Source organism: Mycolicibacterium elephantis DSM 44368 (genome assembly GCF_004014805.1).
GTDB lineage: Bacteria > Actinomycetota > Actinomycetes > Mycobacteriales > Mycobacteriaceae > Mycobacterium > Mycobacterium elephantis.
Map to the genome: position 1 here is coordinate 87109 of NZ_ATDN01000001.1, position 21019 is coordinate 108127.

Sequence of the window (21019 nt, forward strand, 5' to 3'; positions counted from 1 at the left end):
CCGCCGCCGCACACCCATAATCGGAAAGAACCGAAGATGAGCTAACGAACGGAGTGGGCGTGGTCGGAGCGGACGCGACGCGCGCCTCGCCCGCCGGTGACCCACCCGTGCGGTCGCCTCGCCTGCTGGTGGCCGGGCTCTCGGTGGTGGTCATCACCGTGGCCGTCCTGCAGACGGCGGTGGTGCCGGTGCTGGGCGTCATCGCCGAACAACTGCACGTCTCCACGATCAACGTGAGCTGGGCCGTCACCGCCAACCTGTTGGCGGCGGTGGCCGCGACGCCGTTGGTCGGGCGCCTCGCCGATCTGCACAGCAAGAAGCGGGTGCTGCTCTGGGTGCTCGGGATCGTGCTCATCGGCTCTGTGCTCGCCGCGACCACCTCCTCGCTGCCGCTGCTGATCGTGGGCCGCATCCTTCAGGCCGCCTCCTATGCCCTCTACCCCGTCAGCATCGCGATTCTGCGCGAGGAGTTGTCGCACCACCGGCTGATGTCGGCGATGGCGGTGATGTCGGGCGCGCTGGGCTTCGGCGGCGGCGCGGGCCTCGTGGTGGTCGGGCTGCTGATGAGCGGCGACGCCGGTTATCACCGGGTGTTCTGGCTGACCACGGCCTTCACGATCATGGTCATCGCGATCGTGGTGCTGGTGGTTCCCCGCCGCCCGCACGCCACCACCGGAACGATCGACTGGCTCGGCGCGGCCGGGCTGGCGGCCGGCCTGTCGGCGGCGCTGCTGGCGATCACGCAGGGCTACACGTGGGGCTGGGCGTCGCCGGCCACGCTGGGCTGCGCGGCCCTCGGCGCCGGTCTGCTCGTCGGCTGGTGGCAGTGGGAGCGACGGGCCCGGCAGCCGCTGGTGTCGACGGCGATGCTGGCCCGGCGACCCATCCTGCTCACCAACCTCGCCACGAACTTCGTCGGCATGGGGTTGTACTTCGCGTTCCTGGGGTTGACGCTGTTCGTCCAGATCCCCAGGGAGACAGCCGGTTACGGTTTCAGTGCGACGGTGTTGGAAGCCAGCGTGGTGTACCTGCTGCCCGGCGCGGTCACCGGCTTTCTGGTCGCGATGGCCGGCGGCAGGTTCATCGACCGGTTCGGCGCCCGGCCGGTGCTCACCGTCGCGGCCGTCGCCGGAATCGCGGGTTTCCTGTTCGTCGCGTTCGCCCATTCGCAGGCCTGGCAGGTCATCGTGGCCGGCATCCTGGCCAACGCCTACATCAGCCTCGGCTACGGCGCGCTGCCCGCACTGGTCGTCAGCGAGGTCGACGCCGGCGAGACCGGTGTCGCCACGGGCATGAACGCGATCGCCCGCACCATCGGCAGCTCGATGGCCGCCGCCGTGGTCGCGATGCTGCTGGCGCGCACGATGGCCGGATCCGATGTACCCGTGCAGAGCAGCTATGTCGCGATCTTCATCGGCGGTGCGCTCACCGCCGCCCTGGCGCTGATCCTCATCGCATTCACGGGTCCACGCAGGCAGGCCGCGAAATCCCTGGAGGCGCAATACGAAACACGCGCCATGCACCACGAGTGGGGCTAGCGCAACGCCGCCAGGTTGTTGACCGACTTGCGGACATCGGATTCGACGACCTTCGCGACCAGGTTCCCGATCCTGGTGTTGAGCAGACCGCCGCTGAGTTCGGCCACCACTCGAAACGTCGTCCCGGGATCGTGGCTCTCGACGTGCAGGCACAGCCGGATGCAGACGCCGCCGCGGCCCTTACCGATCAGCTCGATCAGCTTGGGTTCGTCGTAGCGCGTCACATGCCAGTGGATGACGTTGCGGAAGCCCTTGACCTTGATCAGCGACGACACGCACTTGCCCACCTCGATCTCCGACGGCACCTCGCTGCGCCAGCCGCCGAAGATGGTCAGCCATTCATCGAAGCGCCGCAGGTCTGAGGCCAGCGCCCAGGCCTGATCGGGAGTCAACTCTGAGGACACCGCCACATCCACCGTTGCCATGCCCCTTGCACTACCCGGTGACGCGGGCGGGGTAAACGCCGAACCGACCACGCCGGCGTGGTGGATTCCTTGGACACACCCGACGCCGACGAAGGATTCCATTGTCGTTACGTAAATTCGTTGCGGGATCGCTTGCGAAGGTCCGGCTGATCGGCGATTGTTTACCCACAGCTTTCAGGCTGTACTGAGGAGGATCCCGCTGACCGGCTCACGAACCACCGCGGTAGACAACCCGGCGGGATACGACGGCGCGGCCCGCGCCACGGGTGGGCCGGTCATCGAGATCGACCATGTCACGAAACGGTTCGGTCACTACGTCGCTGTCGCGGACGCCGACTTCGCCATCGCATCCGGGGAGTTCTTCTCCCTGCTCGGACCGTCCGGTTGCGGCAAGACCACGACGTTGCGGATGATCGCCGGGTTCGACGGCCCCACCGAGGGCGCGATCCGGCTCGAGGGCGTCGACGTGTCGCGGGTCCCGCCGCACAAACGCAACGTGAACACGGTGTTTCAGCACTACGCGCTGTTTCCGCACATGTCGGTGTGGGACAACGTCGCCTACGGACCGCGCAGCAGGAAGATGGACAAGGCCCACGGAAAGGGCACGGTGCGCAAGCGCGTCGACGAGCTGCTGGAGATCGTGCGGCTGACCGACTTCGCAGAGCGCCGACCCGCCCAACTGTCCGGTGGCCAACAGCAGCGCGTTGCGCTGGCTCGTGCACTGGTGAACTATCCAAGCGCGCTGCTGCTCGACGAACCACTCGGCGCGCTCGACCTCAAGCTGCGCCAGGTCATGCAGTTCGAGCTCAAACGCATCCAACGCGAGGTCGGGATCACGTTCGTCTACGTGACCCACGACCAGGAGGAGGCGTTGACGATGAGCGACCAGATCGCGGTGATGAACGCGGGCAACGTCGACCAGATCGGCACGCCCACAGAGATTTACGATCGCCCCTCGACGGTGTTCGTCGCCAGCTTCATCGGCCAGGCCAACCTGTGGGCGGGCACCCAGACCGGCCGCGCCAACCGCAACTTCGTCGAGGTCGACGTGCTGGGAACGACGCTGAAGGCCCGCCCCGGTGACACCACGATCGAACCCGGCGGTCACGCGACGCTGATGGTGCGCCCCGAGCGCATTCGGGTGTCGATGGAAGCCCCGACCGGCGATGTCGCGACGGTGGGCGCGACCGTCACCGACCTGACGTTTCAGGGACCGGTGGTGCGGTTGTCGCTGGCCGCCCCGGACGGGTCGACGATCGTCGCGCACGTCGGCCCCGAACAGGACCTTCCCCTGCTGCGGCCGGGAGACCACGTACACGTGTGCTGGGCACCGGACGCGTCGCTGGTCCTTCCCGCCGCCGACATCCCCACCGCCGAGGATCTCGAAGAGATGCTCGACGACACCTGAGCATCGATCCGCCTGTTCCCCCTCGCCCCTCGACGAAAGGCGCCGCCGTCATGCCGTCTCACCACGACGCACTCGACCCCCGGGTGCTCTCCCGGTTCGCGACGAACCGCACCTCGCGGCGCCGCTTCATCGGTGGGAGCGCCGCGGCCGCCGCGATGGTGCTCGGCCCGTCGTTCGTCGCGGCGTGCGGATCCGAAAGCGGCACTTCGGAAACCACCACCCAGGCGGGCGGACCGGCCGGCGGCACCCTGCGGATCTCGAACTGGCCGCTGTACATGGCCGACGGCTTCATCGCCGCGTTCCAGGACTCCTCGGACATCACCGTCGACTACAAAGAGGACTTCAACGACAACGAGGAGTGGTTCGCCAAGGTCAAGGAGCCGCTGTCGCGCAAACAGGACATCGGCGCCGACCTCGTGGTGCCCACCTCGTTCATGGCGACCCAGATTCGTAACCTCAACTGGCTTAACGACTTCACCGAGGGCAGCGTGCCCAACAAGAAGAACCTGCGGCCCGACCTGCTCAACGCCCAGATGGATCCGGGCCGAAAGTTCAGCGCGCCCTACATGACCGGCATGGTGGGGCTGGCGTACAACCGGGCTGCGACCGGACGCGACATCACCACGATCGACGACCTGTGGAATCCGGAGTTCAAGGGAAAGGTGAGTTTGCTCTCCGACGTTCAGGACGGCCTCGGCATGATCCTGCTGTCCCAGGGTGGCGATCCGGCGGCGCCGACGACCGAATCGGTGCAGAAGGCCGTCGACCTGGTCCGCGAACAAAAGGACAACGGCCAGATCCGCCGCTTCACCGGCAACGACTACGCCGAGGACCTGGCCGCGGGCAATGTCGTGATCGCCCAGGCCTATTCGGGTGATGTGGTGCAGCTGCAGGCCGACAACCCGGATCTGCAGTTCGTGGTCCCCGAGTCCGGCGGCACCGACTTCCTCGACACCATGGTGATCCCCTACACCACGCGAAACCAGCCCGCGGCCGAGGCGTGGATCGACTACGTCTACGACCGGGCCAACTACGCCAAGCTCATCGCGTTCACGCAGTTCGTGCCCGTGCTCTCGGATATGACCGACGAGCTCAACAAGATCGACCCGGGATTGGCGAACAACCAGCTGATCAACCCGCCGCAGGAGACCATCGACAAGATCACCGCGTGGGCGCCGCTGGCCGACGAGCAGAAGCAGGAGTACGCCTCCATGTACGCAGCGGTCACCGGCGGTTAGCCGATGGCGGGCGTCGCCGCCAGCGGCCGACAGCGCAGCAGGATCGCTCCCTATCTGATGATCCTGCCCGCGATGGTGTACCTCGCGGTGTTCTTCGTCATCCCGTTCGTCTCACTGGCGCGCATGTCGCTGTCGACCGCCAGCGGCTCGATTTTCCTTCCCACACTGACGTTCTCGTGGGACTTCGCCAACTACGCCGAAGCGTTCAGCAGGTATCAGGACCAGATCCTTCGCTCGTTCGGCTACGCGATCACCGCGACATTGCTGTGCGTGCTGCTGGCCTATCCCCTGGCCTACGTGATCGCGTTCAAGGCGGGCAGGTTCAAGAACCTGATCCTCGGCTTGGTGCTGTTACCGTTCTTCGTGACGTTCCTGATCCGCACCATCGCCTGGAAAACCATACTGGCCGATGACGGTTGGGTGGTCAGCGCGCTGGGCACCGTCGGCCTGCTCCCCGGCGAGGGACGGCTGCTCTCGACGAGCTGGGCGGTGATCGGGGGCCTGACCTACAACTGGATCATCTTCATGATCCTGCCGCTGTATGTCAGCCTGGACAAGATCGACCCGCGGCTGCTCGAGGCGTCCAGGGACCTGTACTCGTCGAACGTGCGCAGCTTCACCAAAGTGGTTCTGCCGCTGTCGATGCCGGGCCTGCTGGCCGGCAGCCTGCTCGTCTTCATCCCGGCCTCCGGTGACTTCATCAACGCCGACTATCTCGGCAGCACGCAGACCACGATGATCGGCAACGTGATCCAGCAGCAGTTCCTGGTGGTCAAGGACTATCCGGCGGCCGCCGCGCTGAGCATGGTGCTGATGGCGATCATCCTGGCGGGTGTGCTGCTCTACACCAGGGCGCTGGGCACCGAGGAGCTGGTATGACGATCTCGGCGGTGGCGTCGGCCACCAGCCCGGCCCCGCCGAAATCCGTCAAGGGCGACCGCAAGTGGGGCGACATCCTGCTGCGGATCGTGGCCGCGCTGGTGCTGCTGTACCTGTTCCTGCCGATCTTCGTGATCGTGCTGTTCTCGTTCAACGACCCGAAAGGCAAGTTCAACTACACCTGGCAGGGTTTCACGCTGGACAACTGGGCGGACCCGTTCAAGTATCCGGCGCTGACACAGGCGCTGATGCTGAGCATCAACGTCGCCGCGGTGTCCACCGCCGTCGCGCTGGTGCTCGGTTCGCTGGTGGCCATTGCCCTTGTCCGGCAACGGTGGCGCGGACAGCGGGCCGTCGACACCTTCCTGGTGTTGCCGCTCACCGCCCCGGAAGTCGTGATGGGGGCCGCGCTGCTGGTGCTCTTCCTCGACCTGGGCTGGGCCACCGGCTATCTGACGATCGTGTTGGCGCATATCGCCTTTGAGGTGAGCTTCATCGCGATGACGGTGCGGGCGCGGGTGCGCGGGTTCGACTGGACGCTGGAGGACGCGTCGATGGACCTGGGCGCCAGCCCGACCCGGACGTTCTTCAAAGTGACGCTGCCGCTGGTGGTACCCGGCATCGTCGCGGCCGCGATGTTGTCCTTCGCGTTGTCGCTCGACGATTTCATCATCACCTACTTCGTCAGCGGGTCCACGGTGACCTACCCGCTGTACGTGAACGCGGCGGTGAAGGCCGCGGTGCCGCCACAGATCAATGTGCTCGCGACGGCCATCCTGGTGATCAGCCTGGCGCTGCTGGCCGCCGGAACGTTGTACCGGCGCAGACGAATCGACGGCTAGCGCCTTACGACCCGACTTCGGCGGGAACGGGCGCGGGCCGGGCGCCTCTGCGTGCCGCGCCGATGCCGGCGGCCACCACGAAACAGATACCGACCACGCCCAACGCGTGCGGCACCTGACCCAGCACCGCCAGGCCGACGAGCATCGCGAACGCCGGTTCGAGCGCCATCAGCGTGCCGAACGCCGCAGTGGTCAGGCGCCGTAACGCCAACATTTCCAGTACGAACGGCAACAGCGGCAGCAGGATCGCCAGGCCGATGCCGATCAGCAGGAGGTCCACCGTCATCCGCGGAATCACCACGGGCCCAACGCCGGCGGTGGTCACCAGGGCGGCCACCGGCATCGACACCGCCAACCCGTTGATGCCCGCGACCTTGTCGCCGACGCGCTGGGTCAGCAGGATGTACCCGGCCCAGCAGACCGCGGCGCCCAGCGCGTACAGCACGCCGACGGCGTCGGCGGCGCCGTCCCACGGCCGGGTCAGTAGCACCACGCCCAGCGCCGCCAGCCCGGGCCACAGCACCCGGTCGCGGCCCCGGCCGTAGGCCACGGCAACGCCGAGCGGCCCGAGAAATTCGATGGCGCTGGCGGTGCCCATCGGGATGCGGTCGAGCGCCGCCATGAACAGCAGCGTGATGCCCGCCGTGACGACCCCGAGCAGCGCGCAGATGCCGAACGTGGCCCAGGTGAACGCCGCCGGGCGCGGCCGGACGACGACGAGGATCAGCACGCCGGCCCACGCCAGCCGCAGCCAGGCGGCCCCCTCCACGCCGATGCGGTCGATCAACGTGACCGCGATGGCCAGGCCCAGCTGGACGGACAGCATCGACGTCAGCGCCATCAGCGCGCCGGTGCGTACCTGCCTGGCAGCCATCCATGCATTGAACGTGACGGGCGCTGCCTGCGTCTACGCGATATCGGTGCCCGCCGGTTGTCGCTGACCGCCGGCTGTCGCGGGGTGGCGCGCGGTGAGGTGCGGCACCAACATCGGCACGCTTCGGCGGTAAAGCTGGTATTCGTTGCCGAGTGTGCCTGCCAGGTCGCGCTCCTCGAGCTGGATGCCCACCAGGATGTAGCCGGTGGTGACCGCGGCGAACAGCAGCCGCCCGCCCGACATCGTCGGCGCGGCCCAGAACGCGATGAGGAACCCCAACAGCAGCGGGTGGCGCACCAACCGGTACAACAGCCGGACCTGGAACGGCACGTCGGTGTAGGGCTGTCCCCGCCACGCCAGATACACCTGCCGCAGACCGAACAGGTCGAAATGGTTGATCAGGAATGTCGCGGCGAACACCATCGCCCAGCCGAGCCAGAACAGCGTCCAGATCGCCAGCCGGCCTGCGCTCGACGTGACGTCCCACACCGCGAACGGCACGGTGCGCCACTGCCAATACATCAGCAGCAGCGCCGCGCTGGCCAGCAGCACGTAGGTGCTGCGCTCGATGGCCGGCGGGATCACCCGGGTCCACCACCGCTTGAAGGCCGGTCGGGCCATCACGCTGTGCTGGACGGCGAACACCGCGAGCAGTGCCACGTTGATCGCCACCGCCTGGCCCAGCGGCGCCGCGATGCCGTGTGACACGCTGCGCGGAACGGCGATATCGCCGACGAACCCGATGGCATACAGGAATGCGACCACGAAAACGGCGTAGCTGACCACGCCGTAGCTGACGATGAGAATTCGGCTCACGGCCTTATTACGGTTCATACGGTGATGTTGGTTCAACGCAGCGCGTCAAAACATGAGGCAAGTGCCTCAAATGCCGCGATCGACCTCGTCGACCAAGCCCTGCTGCAGGGCATACATGCTGGCGCCGATACGGTTTGACACCCCGATCTTGGCGTAGGTGCGCTCGACGTGATTGCGTGCCGTCTTCTCGCTGATCACCAGCGCTTCGGCGATCTCCCTGTTGGAGGCACCGCGGGCGACGAGGCACAACACCTCGATCTCGCGCGGGGTGAGGCCGCCGGGACGGCGCACGGGGCGGTGCGCACGTTGTCCTGCGGCATGCAGAACCGCCTCCACCGCCGTCGCATCGAGTTCGCCCACTCGTACCCGCTCCTCGAGCCTGCGCGCCGCGGATGAGGAGGACAGTTGTTGGCGGTAAGGGCGTGGCTCACAACCGGATTGGTAGCTCACCGCGGCCGCCAGGATGCGGTCGGGTCTGCTGAGCGCGGCGCCGGAGAGGCCGCGCGGATACCCGGTGCCGTTGACACACTCGTGGTGGTTGCCCGCGAGTTGCGCAACGCGTTCCAGGCCTCGCACCTGGCTGAGGATGCGCACCGTCAGATACGGGTGCAGCCGAACCCGCTCGAACTCGGCTGCGGACAAGGGGCCTGGTTTGGACCACACCTGGTTGGACACCCCGATGCGCCCCAGATCGTGGACGTGGCCCGCCCGCCGGGTCATCGCGACCGTGTCGGCATCGAGCCCGCACGCCGCCGCCGCGTCTCCGGCGAGCTGACCCACCCTTCGTGAATGCCCCAGCGTGAACGGACATTTCAAATCGACGAAGTCGCCGAGCGCGATGAGGATCTTGTCCAGCGCGTGCTCATCCAAGCGCTGGCCATGTTCGGGTGCCTCGCGTAGCGCCGCGCCCCACGCATCGCCGGCCGGTGGGCCGGCCAGGATATCGTCGGCGTGCGCGACGAACGTGTCGACAAGATGCGGGTCGAACTGTCCGCCGCGTCTGCGGCGCGCCATCGCGACCGCGCCCTCCACACCCCTGATCCGGTGGTGGACCTCGGCCAGTTCGGCGAGCTGGGCGACGCGCGTCTGCACCGGTATCGCGTCGCCGTGTGCGCCCGCCGGTAACCCGCCGCCGTCGTAGCGTTCGAAGGCGAAAGCCAAGGCCGACTGCACATCCGGGCCCAGCCCGATCCGGTCGGCGAGCAGGGCCGCCGAGGTGCAGTGCGAGTGGATCAGTTGGGACAGGCGCCCTCTGGCGTTGGTGAACAAGGTCGTCATGACGCTCAACCGGTGCATCAACGGCTGACCGCGGCCGACGTTGCTCATCAAGAACCACAGATACGGCAGCCCCGACCAGTCCAGCAGGTGGGAGTCGCGGCGCACGGCGATGTCGTCGCCGAACCAGCCGGCGTACTCGTGGGAGTCCGCGTGGCATCCGATCCACAGGATCAGGGTCGTGTAGTACACGCAGTCGCGTTGGGCGGGGCTCAGACCCAGCCGGTCGGCCAGCCGGGTGGCGATCAACGCCGAACGCAACATGTGCTCGGCGGGCTGCCCGAGGCCGAGGTCGATCGCCACCGACAGCGCGGCCAGAAGCTCCGCCCGGCGCGGCAATTCGGCCGTCTCCGATTCCGGCCGGTGCAGTGCCATGGGCTGATTGTGCACGTCTCGGCCGGTGTTGATCACCGGATCGAGATCGTGGTTTCGGCGGCCCGGTGCCGTGCCGGGTCGAACGACTCGAAATGCCCGGAGCCGACGACGAAGATCCCGCGCTGCGGAGGACGAAAATCGGCGAGCCGATCCTGCCGGTCGAGCGGCCCCACCGGTCCCAGGTCCTCACCTCGCCACAACGCGCGTGACCCGGCCACCGCCCACAACTGCGTCGGCGCGATCATGAACCGCTGACCGTTGGGAGCAAGACCGGCAAGCCTGACCCGCCCGCTGCGTAGCACCGGCCCGGCGACCCGCCCGAGCACCGCGAGCGCCGACCGGTTCGTCCAGGTCCCGGCCGGCAGCCGCCGTCCGATGCTGCTCATCAGCCGCGTGCCGGGGGTCGTCTCCAGCTCGATCGTCCAGTCGAGCAGCCCCGCGATCCGCACCAGCAGCGACCACGGCGTCAGCCAGGCGACGTCGATGTCGCATTCGATCGGGTCCCGCGTCGCGGCGCTGAAGTACCGCGAGCAACTCTGCTGGCCGGGCGTGGTGGCATAGAACGACCACTCTCCTGACGGATCGCGATGCCACACCGATCGGTAGGCGGGTGAGAACGAGGTCGCCGGGAAATCCCGCAGGGCCAGGTAGTGCCCGCTTCTGAACGGCAGGCCCATCACGCCGTAGCCGACAAACCGTTCGTCGTCGCCCGGGGGCAGGGTGGCGTTGCGCACGACGGCCCCGGCCGCCTCTGAGGGTGTGAGTGTGTTCGTCATACCCCGCATGGTCGGCCGCCCGCCGGCCGCGGCGCATGGGGCGTCTGCCTCATCTCGGGATGACGGTAGCTACGGAGATCTGCATGACGGCTGCGATCGCCCGCCGGTTCACGACCCCTTCGCAGATCTCGCGGCGATGCTGCTCCGTCAGGCGACCTGGCCCGCAGCACCGCGGCGGTGCGTGTCCGTCGACCACAGATGGGCGCAGCCCGGGCACTGCATGTGCACCACGGTGGCGTCGTTGCCCAGCAGGTATTGCCAGTGCTCCGAGCAGTTGCGGCCATTCTCGCAATCCGCGCATCCCACGCCGTGGCGGCAGTTGGGACAGTCAAGCCAGACCCGACGGGCGCGGTCGGCGGTGGGATCAATCGGCAGCATGGTCCACCGTCCGATCGGGCAGCACCCCGGCAGCGACCAGGTCGTCGTAGATCCGCTGCTGGTCGGCATCCAGATCGGAGTACAGCATCTCGTATGCGCGCTGTTCCTCGGCGAGCACCGCGATGGGGTCCCAGTCGTCGCCGACGGCCTCCAGCACCGCGGTCCGCCGCCTGGCCTCGTCGAGGGTCAGGTCATAGACGAAGTCGAGACCTGCCATACCGGTACCTCCAAACCATTCGTGAATACAGCGAAAGGTTAGGGTGCCCTAACTAGAGGTGGCCGGGCAATGACGCACGTCACATGTCATCGCCGATTGCGTCACACGTGGGCGGTCAGCCAGTGCCGCTGACGGCGGACGAACTCCGCGTCGACGACGGCGCCGTGGCCGGGCACGTAGATCGCGGCGGTGCCGCCCACCTCGAGCAGCCGCTCCAGCGTGACGGGCCAGGCCGCCGGATCGGAGTCGTCGTCGATACAGGGGTCGCCGGATTCCTCGACGAGGTCACCGCAGAACACCACGGTGACCTCGGATGCCGGCACGATCGCGATCAGATCGTGGTCGGTGTGACCCCGCCCGGGGTGGCCGACTGTGACGGTGACGTCTCCCAGGTCGACGGCGGCGCTGTGGACAAGGTGTCGCGGTTCGGGCAGAGCGGCGATCGCGCGGTCCACCTCTGCGGCGTCGGCACCGTACCTGGCGGCGTCGGTGCGCAGGTGGTCACGACGATCCGCCATGGTCGCCGCCACCTGCGGCGCGCAGTAGATCTCCGCGTCCGCAAATGCGCCCGATCCGAGGATATGGTCAAAGTGGTTGTGGGTCAGCAGGATATGGCTGACGGCGCGGTGTCCCATCGCCTCGACGTCGGCGGCGATGGCGTCGGCTTCGGTCAGGGTGGTGCCGGTGTCGATCAACAGGGTCCCGGCGCTACCGGCCACCAGCCCGATGGTGACGTCGAGAAACGGTAGGCGGCAGCGGAATACGGCGTCCGCCAGACGCTCCCACGCGTAGTTCACCGCAGCGTCAGCGGTTGCGCCGAGCGGTATTGGTCGAGCACCTGCGGAGCGGGTTCGGCGGTATAGGGCGTCGTCACGCCGTATGACCATACCGGTGGTGAATCCTGTTGTGTCAGAGTCCACGCCGCCTGCCTGGCCGCGCCGAGCGCGACGTACTCGGCGGGTTCCGGCACGTGGACGGGCCTGCCCCACACCGCGGGCGCGATGCGGCGAACGGCTTCCGAGCGCATGGCGCCACCGACCAGGATGAGACGCCTGACGTCGACGCCCTGCGCGGAGATCTTTTCGAGGCAATACGCCATCGAGGCGAGCAGGCCCTCGACCGCGACGCGGGCCACGTTGGCCGGCACCAGGTTTCGCGTGGTCACGCCGTGCAGCGCACCCGCCGCTTCCGGCAGGTTCGGTGATCGCTCACCCTCGAAGTAGGGCACCAGCGTCAGCCCCTCCGCGCCGGGCGGCGCCGACAACGCCAGCCTGTCGAACTCCGCGAAGTCCACGTTGAGCATGCGCGCGACCGCGGCCAACACGGGTGCGCCGTTCAGCGTGCACACCAGCGGCAGTTGCCGTCCGGTGGCGTCGCCGAACCCGGCGACCAGACCTTCGGCGTCGTGCGGGGCGGCCTCGCTGACCGCGCTGACCACCCCCGAGGTGCCCAACGACACGACGCCGTCGCCCAGCGCCGCCCCGAGCCCCAACGCCGCGGCGGCGTTGTCCCCGGCTCCCGGTCCGAGCACCGCCCCGGAGGCCAGGCGCCCGGCTTCGTCGTGCGGACCCAGCACGGTCGGCATCAACGGGCGTCGCCCCCGCATCGCCAACTCGAGCAGATCAGGCTGGTAGGCGTCATGCTCGGCGGAGTAGTACCCGGTCCCGCTGGCGTCGCTGCGGTCGGTACGCAGTTGCGCGATATCGGTGGACCCGCTCAGCCGCCACGTCAGCCAGTCGTGCGGAAGGCACACCGCCGCCGTCGCGTCGGCGTGCGCGGGTTCGTGATCGGCCAGCCACCGCAGCTTGGCGGCGGTGATCGCCGCGACCGGCACGACGCCGACACGTTTGGCCCATTCGTGTGCCCCACCAAGCTCGCGGACCAGTTCTTCGGCCGCGGTGCTCGACCGAGTGTCGTTCCACAGCAACGCATCTCGAACTGTGCGCCCGGTGACGTCCAGGCACACCATGCCGTGTTGCTGGGCGCCCACGGACAACGCCGCCACGTCGTCGAGGCCGCCCGCGGCGTTGACGGCTGCCTGCAGGGCGGACCACCACAGCCGGGGGTCCACCTCGGTACCACCCGGGTGTGGTGAGGTCGCCGATCTGATGATCTCGCCGGTGTCGGCCCGGCACACCACCACCTTGCACGACTGGGTGGACGAATCGACACCGGCGACGAGATCCACCCCAACGAACCTACCCCGGCGATCGGGGGTGAATGCATGATCGCCGTGCAGCGTGTCCGTGGTGCTGCGAGAATCGACGGGGTGGACATCGAGCACCCCGCTGGGGTCGAGCGCTGGGACGAGAACCGTAGAGAGTCGGAAGCCCAACGGCTGGTCCGCAATTGGTCGAGCTTGTTGCAGGAGCTGAGGGTCGCCCAGACCGGTGTCCAACTTCTGACCGGTTTCCTGTTGATCCTGCCGTTCTACGAGCAGTTCGGCGATCTCGACAGCGTGATGCGCGGGGTCTATCTGGCCACGGTCGCGGGCTCGATCGGGGCGACCGTTCTGCTCGTCGCACCGGTGATCCTGCACCGGATCCTGTTCCGCCGCCACCGGCTCCAGACCCTGGTGGCCACCTCCCACCGCTACGCCATGGCGGGAACACTGCTGTTGGGCATCACGCTGGCCGGCGTGGCAACCATCATCTTCGACGCCGTGATAGACCGGACGTTCGCCTGGATCGCCGGTGGGTGCACACTGTCCGCCCTCGGCGTGTTCTGGTACGCGATACCGCTGCTGCGACGCCGCACTCCCGAGGTCGACCCATACTGAGCGTTTGTCAGGCCGCGGGCCGGGGAACACACGGTTCATGTTGATCCGACGAATCGCGCGCCCCATGCTTGCAGCGGCGTTCATCACCCGGGGCGTCGACGCCCTCCGCAGCCCTAAGCCAGCGGCCGACGCCACCCGCCCAACCCTCGAGGGGTTGAGCAAGCTGCCCGACCCCGTCGGCACGAACGTTCCGTCCGACGCCGAGACGGTCGCCCGAATCAATGCCGCCGTACAGATCGGCGGCGGACTGTTACTGGCGACCGGCAAACTGCCACGGTTGGCGTCGGGCGTGCTGGCTCTCAGCGTGATACCAAGCAGCCTTGGCGCGCATGCCTTCTGGGAGGAGACAGACCCCCAGCGCAAGGCCGACGAACGGCGGGCCTTCGTCACCGAGATCAGCCTCATCGGCGGGCTGATCATCGCTGCCGTCGACACCGAAGGCAAACCGTCGCTGGGATGGCGCGGACGCCGCGCCGCCCACAAGGTCACCGAAGCCGTCGGCGCGGCGCTGCCTGCGGGGGCCGCCACCGGCGGAGCGCTCGCCGACAGCGCACTGGCCGAGAAGGTCGGCCACGGGCTTCAGGTCGGCGCCGAGCGGGGCCGCGAACTAGCCCACGTCGCGCTCGAGCGTGGCAGTGAGTTGGCCGAGGCGGCGCGCGAACGCGGACCCGAGTGGGCCGAGGCGGCGCGCAAGCGCGGCGCCGAACTGGCCGAGGTGGCGCGCGAACGCGGGCCAGAGTGGGCCGAGGCGGCGCGCAAGCGCGGCGCCGAACTGGCCGAGGTGGCGCGCGAGCGCGGTACCGAATGGGCCGAGGTCGCGCGCGAACGCGGACCCGAACTCGCCGAGACCGCCCGCAAACGGGCGCCGGAACTCGCCGAGACCGCGCGCAAACGGGCGCCGGAGTTGGCCGCCACCGCCCGCAAGCGCGCCCCGGAACTGGCCGAGACCGCGCGCGCCCAGGCCAAACAACGCCGCGGGCGTAAGCGCTGACGTCACGCCACCATCCACAGCGCCAGCGCCAGGACGAACGCGCTGAGGCCCAACGTCGTCTCCATGACCGTCCAGGTCTTCAGCGTCGTCTTGACGTCCATCCCGAAGAACCGGCTGACCAGCCAGAAGCCGGAGTCGTTGACGTGTGAGAGCACGGTCGCGCCCGCGGCGATCGCGATCACCATCAAGGAGAGCTGGAAAGCGCTCAAGTCGGCCTGGGCCGCCGCTGCGCTGAGCAGCCCTGCCGTCGTGGTCAACGCGACGGTGGCGGAACCCTGCGCCACGCGCAACACCGTGGCGACGATGAAGGCCTGCACGATCAGCGACATCCCGAGGTCTGACAGCGAGTCGGACAGCGCGTCGCCGATGCCGCTGAGCCGCAGGACTCCGCCGAACATGCCGCCGGCGCCGGTGATCAGGATGATCGAGCAGATCGGGCCGAGCGCGTCGTCGAGGATCGTGGTGATGTCGGCCATCGCGTGTTCGCGCAAGCCCAGCACGACGATCGCGACGAGCACGGTGATCAGCAGCGCCACCGTCGTGTTGCCGAGCAGCATCAGATAACGCGCCCAGGTGGCGTCCTCGGCGATCACGCCGGCGGTGATGAGCGTGTTGAGCACCGTGTTGAAGGAGATCAGCACCATCGGCAGCAGCAACATCGCGAGCACCGTCGGGAATGCCGGCGCCGTCCTGGTTTTCGTCTGTCCGCGCCTACCGACGCCGGAGACGTCGTCGCGGTCCGTGTCCTCGTCGCGTCCGCCGTTCAACTTTCCGAAAAGCGCCTCGGGGACGTCGACGTGCACGCGCCGTCCGAGGACCCGCGAAACGAGCATCACGCCCACGTACCACGACGCGACCGCGATGGGCGCGCCGACGAGCAACGTGAGCCCGATGTCGGCTTCGAGCGCCTCGGCCGCAGCGACGGGTCCGGGATGCGGCGGCACCAAGGCGTGCATCGCGGCGAACGCCCCGGCGGCCGGCAGGCCGTAGAGAAGGAGCGAACCGCCGAACCGGCGCGCGACGGTCATGATGATGGGCAGGAACACGACCAGGCCGGCGTCGAAGAAGATCGGAAACCCGAAGAGCAACGCGGCAACGCCGAGCGCCAGCGGTGCCCGTTTCTCACCGAACCGGCCGATGAGCGTGTCGGCGAGCACCTGCGCGCCGCCGGTGATCTCGAGCAGCCGGCCGAGCATGATGCCGAAGCCGACGAGCAGGGCCACGGCGCCGATGGTGTTCGAGAAGCCGAAGGCGAGCGCGTCGGGGATATCCCCCACCGGGATGCCCGCGGCAACCGCCGTCAGCACGCTCACCAACACCAGCGCCACGAACGCGTGCAGCTTCACCTTCATGATCAAGAACAGCAGGAGGGCCACCGCCGCCACGGCGATCAACAGCAGCGTGATGGCGCCGTATGCCGGTTGAATCGCTTCCACAAGACCTCCGTACTGAACTCGTCGATGCTCTTATTCGTTTGTGTGCGTTGTTGATTCGGCCACGTAGGTTTCGATGATGGAGTCGATGCTCTGGTCGACGTCGATGGTGATGCCGTCCTCGTCCGGTTCGAGCGGTTCCAGCGTGGCGAACTGGGACTCCAGCAGCGACGCGGGCATGAAGTGCCCAGGGCGGCTGGCCTGGCGCCTGCCGATGACCTCGGGTGTGCCGCTGAGATGGACAAATTCAACGTGTGGGCAATGACGGCGCAACTGGTCGCGGTACATGCGCTTGAGCGCCGAGCAGCTCATCACGCCGCCGCGCTCGCCCCGCTCGGCCAGCCACTCCCCGATCGCATCCAGCCACGGACGGCGGTCATCGTCATCGAGCGGTTGGCCGGACGTCATCTTGGCGATGTTGGCCGGTGGGTGGAAATCGTCGGCATCGGCGAACGGCACCCGGAGTCGCTGCGCCAACGCCGCCCCGACGGTCGACTTCCCCGATCCCGATACGCCCATCACGACGATTGGCAACGTCATCAGTTGCACCTACCCGGTTGTGGTTGACGTCACTCAGCATGACGTAATCGTCATATGATTGCAATACTGCTACAGAAAGATATGTCTTTAGTCTTGGTGATGTGGTTATGACAAGATGTATGCGTGTCGTCGGAATCAAACGTCGGCGCCCTGCACGCCAGCCTGCTCACCGCGCTGGGCACCGCGATCGTGTCCGGTGAGTATCCGGCCGGCCACGTGCTCACGCTCGACGGGGTGAGCGCACAACACGGTCTGTCGCGCAGCGTCGCCCGGGAAGTCGTACGCGTGCTCGAATCGATGGGAATGGTCGAATCCCGTCGGCGGGTAGGCATCACGGTCCTGCCGGCGGAGAACTGGAATGTCTTCGATCCCATGCTTATTCGCTGGCGCATCGACGCCGGCGACCGCGCCGCCCAGCTGGTGTCGCTGTCCGAGCTGCGGCGCGGCATCGAACCCGCGGCGGCGGCCCTTGCCGCACGCCGCGCCAATCCCGACCAGTGCCGGACCATGGCCGCGGCGGTCTCAGACATGGTGGTGCACGGCCGGTCCGGCGACCTCGAGGCATACCTGGAGGCGGACAAGCTCTTTCACCGAACCCTGCTGGAGGCCAGCGGCAACGAGATGTTCCGCGCGCTGAATGGCGTCGTCGCCGAAGTGCTCACCGGCCGTACCCACCACGGCATGATGCCCAGCACCCCCGACCCGGCCGCCATCGAACTGCACGACGAGGTGGCCCGCGCGATCAGGACGCGCGATGAAGCCGCCGCGGAGAAGGCGATGCGCGCCATCATCGATGAGGCGGCGGTGGATCTGAGCCGTGAGCTCAATGGTTAACTGCCACCGTGGACAGGGAACCGAAACTGGCGCGGCGTTTCTTCGACCGAATCGAACCCGTGCACGCCGTCACGTACTTCGCCCCCGAAGCCCGCGCAGCCCTCGACGGGCTTGGCTTCAAAGGGTTCTGGATGGGTTATTTCGCGGCCCGGTCGGCCCCGTTCGGAGTCGTGCCGCCGCAGGTGGTGACCGCGGCGTTCTACAACTTCGCACCGCACCGGGTCGCCAAGGCCCTTCCGGCGGCATGGGACATCGCCACACCGGCCGATGCCCTGCGCGCCCGGTCTGAGGCGGCACTGGCGGCGCTGCGCCGCTACGGTGTTGACGGCGACGACGAGAAGGTGCGGGTGGCGGCCGACCTGGCCGCCAAGGCGGCACGCAGCGCGCCGCTGGACGGGCGGCCGTTGTTCGCCGCCAACGTGGCGTTGGACTGGCCGGACGAGCCGTTGGCCAAGTTGTGGCATGCGACCACGCTGCTGCGTGAACAACGCGGCGACGGCCATGTCGGCGTGCTGGTGTCCTGCGGGATCTCGGGGCGCGAGGCCAACGTGCTGCACGCGGCCGCGGGCCGGGTGCCCAAGGAGATGATCATGCGCAGCCGCGACTACGACGATGAGCAGTGGCGGCTGTACAGCGACCGGCTGGCCCAGCGCGGGCTGCTCGACGGCGAGGAACTGACCGCCGCCGGTCGTGAACTCAAGGCGCACATCGAGGACCGCACCGATCGGCTGGCGCTGTCCGCGCTCGAGGCGTTGACCGACGACGAGATCGAGACGCTGTTTCGGGCGTTGACACCGCTCACCCGGATGGTGGTCGCGGGCGGTGATCTACCGGCCGCGACGCCGATGGGACTGAACCGCGACGACCTCGACAACGACTCCGCGCACTGACTCGTCCTCTTCCGGCGAGCGTGCGTGTTTGAGGGCGACACGCCGAGCCTTAGCAGGAGTTCACGCACGCTCGCGGCAGGCTGGAGCCGTGACGGTGATCAAGTCGATGCTGTTGTTCGTGCTCGCCGCGGTGCTGGAGATCGGCGGGGCCTGGCTGGTGTGGCAAGGGTTCCGCGAACACCGCGGTTGGCTGTGGATCGGCGTCGGCGTCATCGCGCTGGGTGCCTACGGGTTCGTCGCGGCATTCCAGCCCGAGGCCCACTTCGGCCGGGTGCTCGCCGCGTACGGCGGTGTGTTCGTGGCCGGCTCGCTGGCGTGGGGCATGGTCGCGGACGGGTTTCGGCCTGACCGCTGGGATGTCGCCGGGGCGGCGATCTGCCTGCTCGGTGTCGGCGTCATCATGTATACGCCGCGGTGACGCCAAGCAACGCGCCCGAGCGTGCGCAAACTCGCGCGATGTCTCGGCGTGTCGCCCTCAAACACGCACGCTCGCCGAAAAGGCGGGTTATGCGGGCGGTTGGTTGCGGTTCCACTCCAGCCACCCGACACCGGTGCGGCCGTCGGCGGTGGTGACCGTCGCCCACGCCCGCGGGAAGTGGCTCACCCGACCGTCGGGCGAGGTCAACAGCACCGGTGCGTGACCACGGACCTCGATGGTCGCGGTGACGTCGCCCGGGGCGAGCGTGACCGTCGTCTCCAGCGGTAACCCGTTGTCGCCGAACTCTTCTCGGGCGGTCACCGCCTGCAGCTCGATCAGCGACTCGCCGGGCTGCTGGATGTAGCCGATGCCGACCGGTGGCGCGCCGGGGATCCGGACGTCGACGCCGTGAAGGTGAGTGCCGTCCTCGAGGTGCAACGCGCTCCACACCCACTCCATGGACCACCAGTCGCGCACACCCCACGAGTGATCACGCTGTCCCGGCACCGAATCCAGTTGGTAGCTGCGGCCGTCGGCGGTCACGGTGCCCGACACCGTGCACGGGATCTCGTAGCGCGGGGTGATGCGGTACTGGTACGGCACACCGTCGGTGTCGAACACCAGATCCATCGTCAGCTCGGTCGGCCGCCCGGCTTCGCCGCGCAGCAACGCGGCCGGGTCGTCGTAGGCCTGCGCTGACCCGCGCAGCTTCACGCGGTAAGTCTGCAGCGGCTCGGTGATTTCCATCGTGAGATCGGCTGCCGCACAGTGCACTTGCATCGGGTCATCCGGCAGCGGGGCTTCGAGGTCGGCAATCGCGATGGTCGGCATGTCCGGTCCGCACAGCAGCCCGTTGATCCACGCGACGTTCTCGTTGGGCATCAGCCCCAGCCGGATCCAGCCGCCGATATTCTGCGCGGGGTCGACGAAATCGAAGTACCAGCTCTCGTTCCACAGGTCTTCGGAACCTTGAGCGTGGGCGCCTTCGTCGGTGGGCTCGGGCCGTAGCGGTTCGAGTCCAACGGGTTCGGGCAGGATGGCCGTGGCGTCGGTGTCCAGCACGTGGTGGCAGTGCCGATCCAGCATGGTCATGAACATCTGGTCGCCGCGCTCGGTGCGCTCGACCAGCATCGAGGACACGATCGCCATGACCACCCCGAAGAAGCTCTGCCTGCGCACCCCCTCGCGGACGTCGTCGAGGGTCAACGGCGCGTCGGGGCCGAGCGCCTCGTGGTAGGCCCGCACCAGCGCGTCGTAGTGGTCACGACGGTCCTGGACCGGCAGCGCGCAACCGAGGAAGTAGGCGACGTCGGTCAGCGCCGGCCCCCAGGTGACGGTCTGCCAGTCCACGACGGTCAGCGCGCGGTCGGCGCCGGGTTCGCCGAAAAGCATGTTGTCCAGCCGGTAGTCCCCGTGGACCAGGCCCATCGGGCGCTGCGGATCGGCTTCCAGGGCGAGGTAGCCGTCGAAGCTGGCGACCAGCCGCTCGCACACCTCACGTTGTTCGTCGGTGATCTGGTCGGCGAAGCGCTCGGCGAACCCGGCGTAGAGCTGGCCGATCAGCGCCTGGTTGATCGGCGCGTCGCGGTTGAGCCAGTCGGCTTGGGCGGCCGCCGCGTCACCGAGCATCGGGGCGTGCACCCGGCCCAGTTCGGCCAGCGCCAGTTTCGCCTGCTCGATCGTGGCACCGCGGATTTCATCGCCGACGGTGGCCGGCGCCGCGTCGCCGAGCAAGAGGTGAAATGCTCCGGTCCCGCTGTCATAGCCGGCGGAATGGCACGGTGCCACCGGTCCACCGATGCGCGGCGCGATGTCGGTGTAGAACCTGACCTCGCGTTCGTAGAGGCCCAGAGTCAGGCCGGCCTGGCGGCTCGCGGAGTCGGTGGCGGCGACCTTCAGCACCACCGACGGTGGGCCGTCCGCGCCGTCCGCGTAGGTCAGCGTCACGCGGTAGCACTCGCTCATCTGGCCGGTGCCGATGCGTTCGGTGGCGAAATCGGTGACGGTTCCGGCGCCGATGGTCGCGGTGAGCCAGTCGGCGTTCAGGTCGGTGGGCCGTTCGATCACGGCGTTCTGCGTGGGGGCCATACCTG

Annotated in this window: 22 protein-coding genes; 10 read left to right on the forward strand and 12 right to left on the reverse strand. The window is 68.1% G+C overall.

The genetic code is table 11. The features are described from left to right. Positions 1 to 59 precede the first annotated feature (59 nt). Positions 60 to 1538 carry an MFS transporter gene (locus MELE44368_RS00355; RefSeq protein WP_128106650.1) on the forward strand — a complete coding sequence of 493 codons (1479 nt, stop codon included), beginning with the start codon at positions 60 to 62 and terminating at the stop codon, positions 1536 to 1538. On the opposite strand, the gene MELE44368_RS00360 is transcribed toward MELE44368_RS00355, so the two are convergent. Then, entirely contained in the window at positions 1535 to 1963 is a 429-nt protein-coding gene (locus tag MELE44368_RS00360) for a type II toxin-antitoxin system Rv0910 family toxin (protein ID WP_128106651.1), read from the reverse strand. The genes MELE44368_RS00355 and MELE44368_RS00360 overlap by 4 nt on opposite strands. 277 nt (positions 1964 to 2240) lie before the next feature. Between MELE44368_RS00360 and MELE44368_RS00365 the strand changes: the two genes are divergently transcribed. The 4 genes from MELE44368_RS00365 to MELE44368_RS00380 are packed head-to-tail and all read left to right on the forward strand — an operon-like array spanning position 2241 to position 6330. After that, on the forward strand, positions 2241 to 3371 hold the full coding sequence (locus MELE44368_RS00365; RefSeq protein ID WP_128106986.1) for an ABC transporter ATP-binding protein: 1131 nt from the start codon (positions 2241 to 2243) through the stop codon (positions 3369 to 3371). A gap of 50 nt (positions 3372 to 3421) precedes the next feature. Then, a complete protein-coding gene (locus MELE44368_RS00370; protein ID WP_128106652.1) occupies positions 3422 to 4609 on the forward strand; it encodes an ABC transporter substrate-binding protein in 1188 nt (395 codons plus the stop codon). 3 nt (positions 4610 to 4612) lie between these two features. Beyond that, positions 4613 to 5488: an ABC transporter permease gene (locus tag MELE44368_RS00375; protein ID WP_128106653.1), complete on the forward strand. Its 876-nt coding sequence runs from the start codon at positions 4613 to 4615 to the stop codon at positions 5486 to 5488. Then, the gene (locus MELE44368_RS00380) at positions 5485 to 6330 is read left to right on the forward strand and encodes an ABC transporter permease (RefSeq protein ID WP_128106654.1); all 846 of its coding nucleotides are present in this window, start codon (positions 5485 to 5487) and stop codon (positions 6328 to 6330) included. Before MELE44368_RS00375 ends, MELE44368_RS00380 begins: the two co-directional genes overlap by 4 nt. Positions 6331 to 6334: 4 nt before the next feature. On the opposite strand, the gene MELE44368_RS00385 is transcribed toward MELE44368_RS00380, so the two are convergent. From MELE44368_RS00385 to MELE44368_RS00420, 8 genes are all read right to left on the reverse strand, one after another. Further along, positions 6335 to 7204, reverse strand: coding sequence for an EamA family transporter (locus tag MELE44368_RS00385; RefSeq protein ID WP_128106655.1), 870 nt, complete (start codon positions 7202 to 7204; stop codon positions 6335 to 6337). A gap of 33 nt (positions 7205 to 7237) precedes the next feature. After that, complete coding sequence (gene mddA / locus MELE44368_RS00390) at positions 7238 to 8038, reverse strand: methanethiol S-methyltransferase (protein ID WP_276050653.1); 801 nt, start codon at positions 8036 to 8038, stop codon at positions 7238 to 7240. A 48-nt stretch (positions 8039 to 8086) separates the two neighbouring features. Beyond that, positions 8087 to 9670: an HD domain-containing phosphohydrolase gene (locus tag MELE44368_RS00395; RefSeq protein WP_128106656.1), complete on the reverse strand. Its 1584-nt coding sequence runs from the start codon at positions 9668 to 9670 to the stop codon at positions 8087 to 8089. A 32-nt stretch (positions 9671 to 9702) separates the two neighbouring features. Continuing rightward, a complete protein-coding gene (locus tag MELE44368_RS00400; RefSeq protein WP_128106657.1) occupies positions 9703 to 10446 on the reverse strand; it encodes a hypothetical protein in 744 nt (247 codons plus the stop codon). Between the two features lie 147 nt (positions 10447 to 10593). Continuing rightward, positions 10594 to 10824 carry a hypothetical protein gene (locus tag MELE44368_RS00405; protein WP_128106658.1) on the reverse strand — a complete coding sequence of 77 codons (231 nt, stop codon included), beginning with the start codon at positions 10822 to 10824 and terminating at the stop codon, positions 10594 to 10596. Then, positions 10811 to 11041 carry a DUF6400 family protein gene (locus tag MELE44368_RS00410; RefSeq protein ID WP_128106659.1) on the reverse strand — a complete coding sequence of 77 codons (231 nt, stop codon included), beginning with the start codon at positions 11039 to 11041 and terminating at the stop codon, positions 10811 to 10813. The genes MELE44368_RS00405 and MELE44368_RS00410 overlap by 14 nt, the downstream gene beginning before the upstream one ends. Positions 11042 to 11142: 101 nt before the next feature. Beyond that, a complete protein-coding gene (locus tag MELE44368_RS00415) occupies positions 11143 to 11838 on the reverse strand; it encodes an MBL fold metallo-hydrolase (RefSeq protein WP_128106660.1) in 696 nt (231 codons plus the stop codon). Further along, positions 11835 to 13229, reverse strand: coding sequence for a xylulokinase (locus tag MELE44368_RS00420; protein WP_128106661.1), 1395 nt, complete (start codon positions 13227 to 13229; stop codon positions 11835 to 11837). Before MELE44368_RS00420 ends, MELE44368_RS00415 begins: the two co-directional genes overlap by 4 nt. Before the next feature lie 36 nt (positions 13230 to 13265). On the opposite strand from MELE44368_RS00420, the gene MELE44368_RS00425 reads away from it, so the two are divergent. Both MELE44368_RS00425 and MELE44368_RS00430 read left to right on the forward strand, forming a co-directional pair. Then, complete coding sequence (locus tag MELE44368_RS00425) at positions 13266 to 13820, forward strand: DUF6328 family protein (RefSeq protein WP_241566424.1); 555 nt, start codon at positions 13266 to 13268, stop codon at positions 13818 to 13820. Between the two features lie 37 nt (positions 13821 to 13857). Next, complete coding sequence (locus MELE44368_RS00430; RefSeq protein ID WP_128106662.1) at positions 13858 to 14811, forward strand: DoxX family protein; 954 nt, start codon at positions 13858 to 13860, stop codon at positions 14809 to 14811. A gap of 2 nt (positions 14812 to 14813) precedes the next feature. On the opposite strand, the gene MELE44368_RS00435 is transcribed toward MELE44368_RS00430, so the two are convergent. Both MELE44368_RS00435 and MELE44368_RS00440 read right to left on the reverse strand, forming a co-directional pair. Then, positions 14814 to 16247 carry a GntP family permease gene (locus MELE44368_RS00435; RefSeq protein WP_128106663.1) on the reverse strand — a complete coding sequence of 478 codons (1434 nt, stop codon included), beginning with the start codon at positions 16245 to 16247 and terminating at the stop codon, positions 14814 to 14816. 30 nt (positions 16248 to 16277) lie between these two features. Further along, a complete protein-coding gene (locus MELE44368_RS00440) occupies positions 16278 to 16784 on the reverse strand; it encodes a gluconokinase (RefSeq protein ID WP_128106664.1) in 507 nt (168 codons plus the stop codon). Positions 16785 to 16907: 123 nt separating this feature from the next. Here MELE44368_RS00440 and MELE44368_RS00445 point away from each other — a divergent pair, with 123 nt between their 5' ends. From MELE44368_RS00445 to MELE44368_RS00455, 3 genes are all read left to right on the forward strand, one after another. Next, a complete protein-coding gene (locus tag MELE44368_RS00445; protein ID WP_128106665.1) occupies positions 16908 to 17618 on the forward strand; it encodes a FadR/GntR family transcriptional regulator in 711 nt (236 codons plus the stop codon). 8 nt (positions 17619 to 17626) lie between these two features. Next, positions 17627 to 18508 carry an SCO6745 family protein gene (locus MELE44368_RS00450; RefSeq protein WP_128106666.1) on the forward strand — a complete coding sequence of 294 codons (882 nt, stop codon included), beginning with the start codon at positions 17627 to 17629 and terminating at the stop codon, positions 18506 to 18508. An 88-nt stretch (positions 18509 to 18596) separates the two neighbouring features. After that, the gene (locus MELE44368_RS00455) at positions 18597 to 18926 is read left to right on the forward strand and encodes a YnfA family protein (RefSeq protein ID WP_409366083.1); all 330 of its coding nucleotides are present in this window, start codon (positions 18597 to 18599) and stop codon (positions 18924 to 18926) included. 87 nt (positions 18927 to 19013) lie between these two features. On the opposite strand, the gene MELE44368_RS00460 is transcribed toward MELE44368_RS00455, so the two are convergent. Beyond that, a complete protein-coding gene (locus MELE44368_RS00460; RefSeq protein ID WP_128106667.1) occupies positions 19014 to 21014 on the reverse strand; it encodes a DUF7064 domain-containing protein in 2001 nt (666 codons plus the stop codon). Between the last annotated feature and the right edge of the window lie 5 nt (positions 21015 to 21019).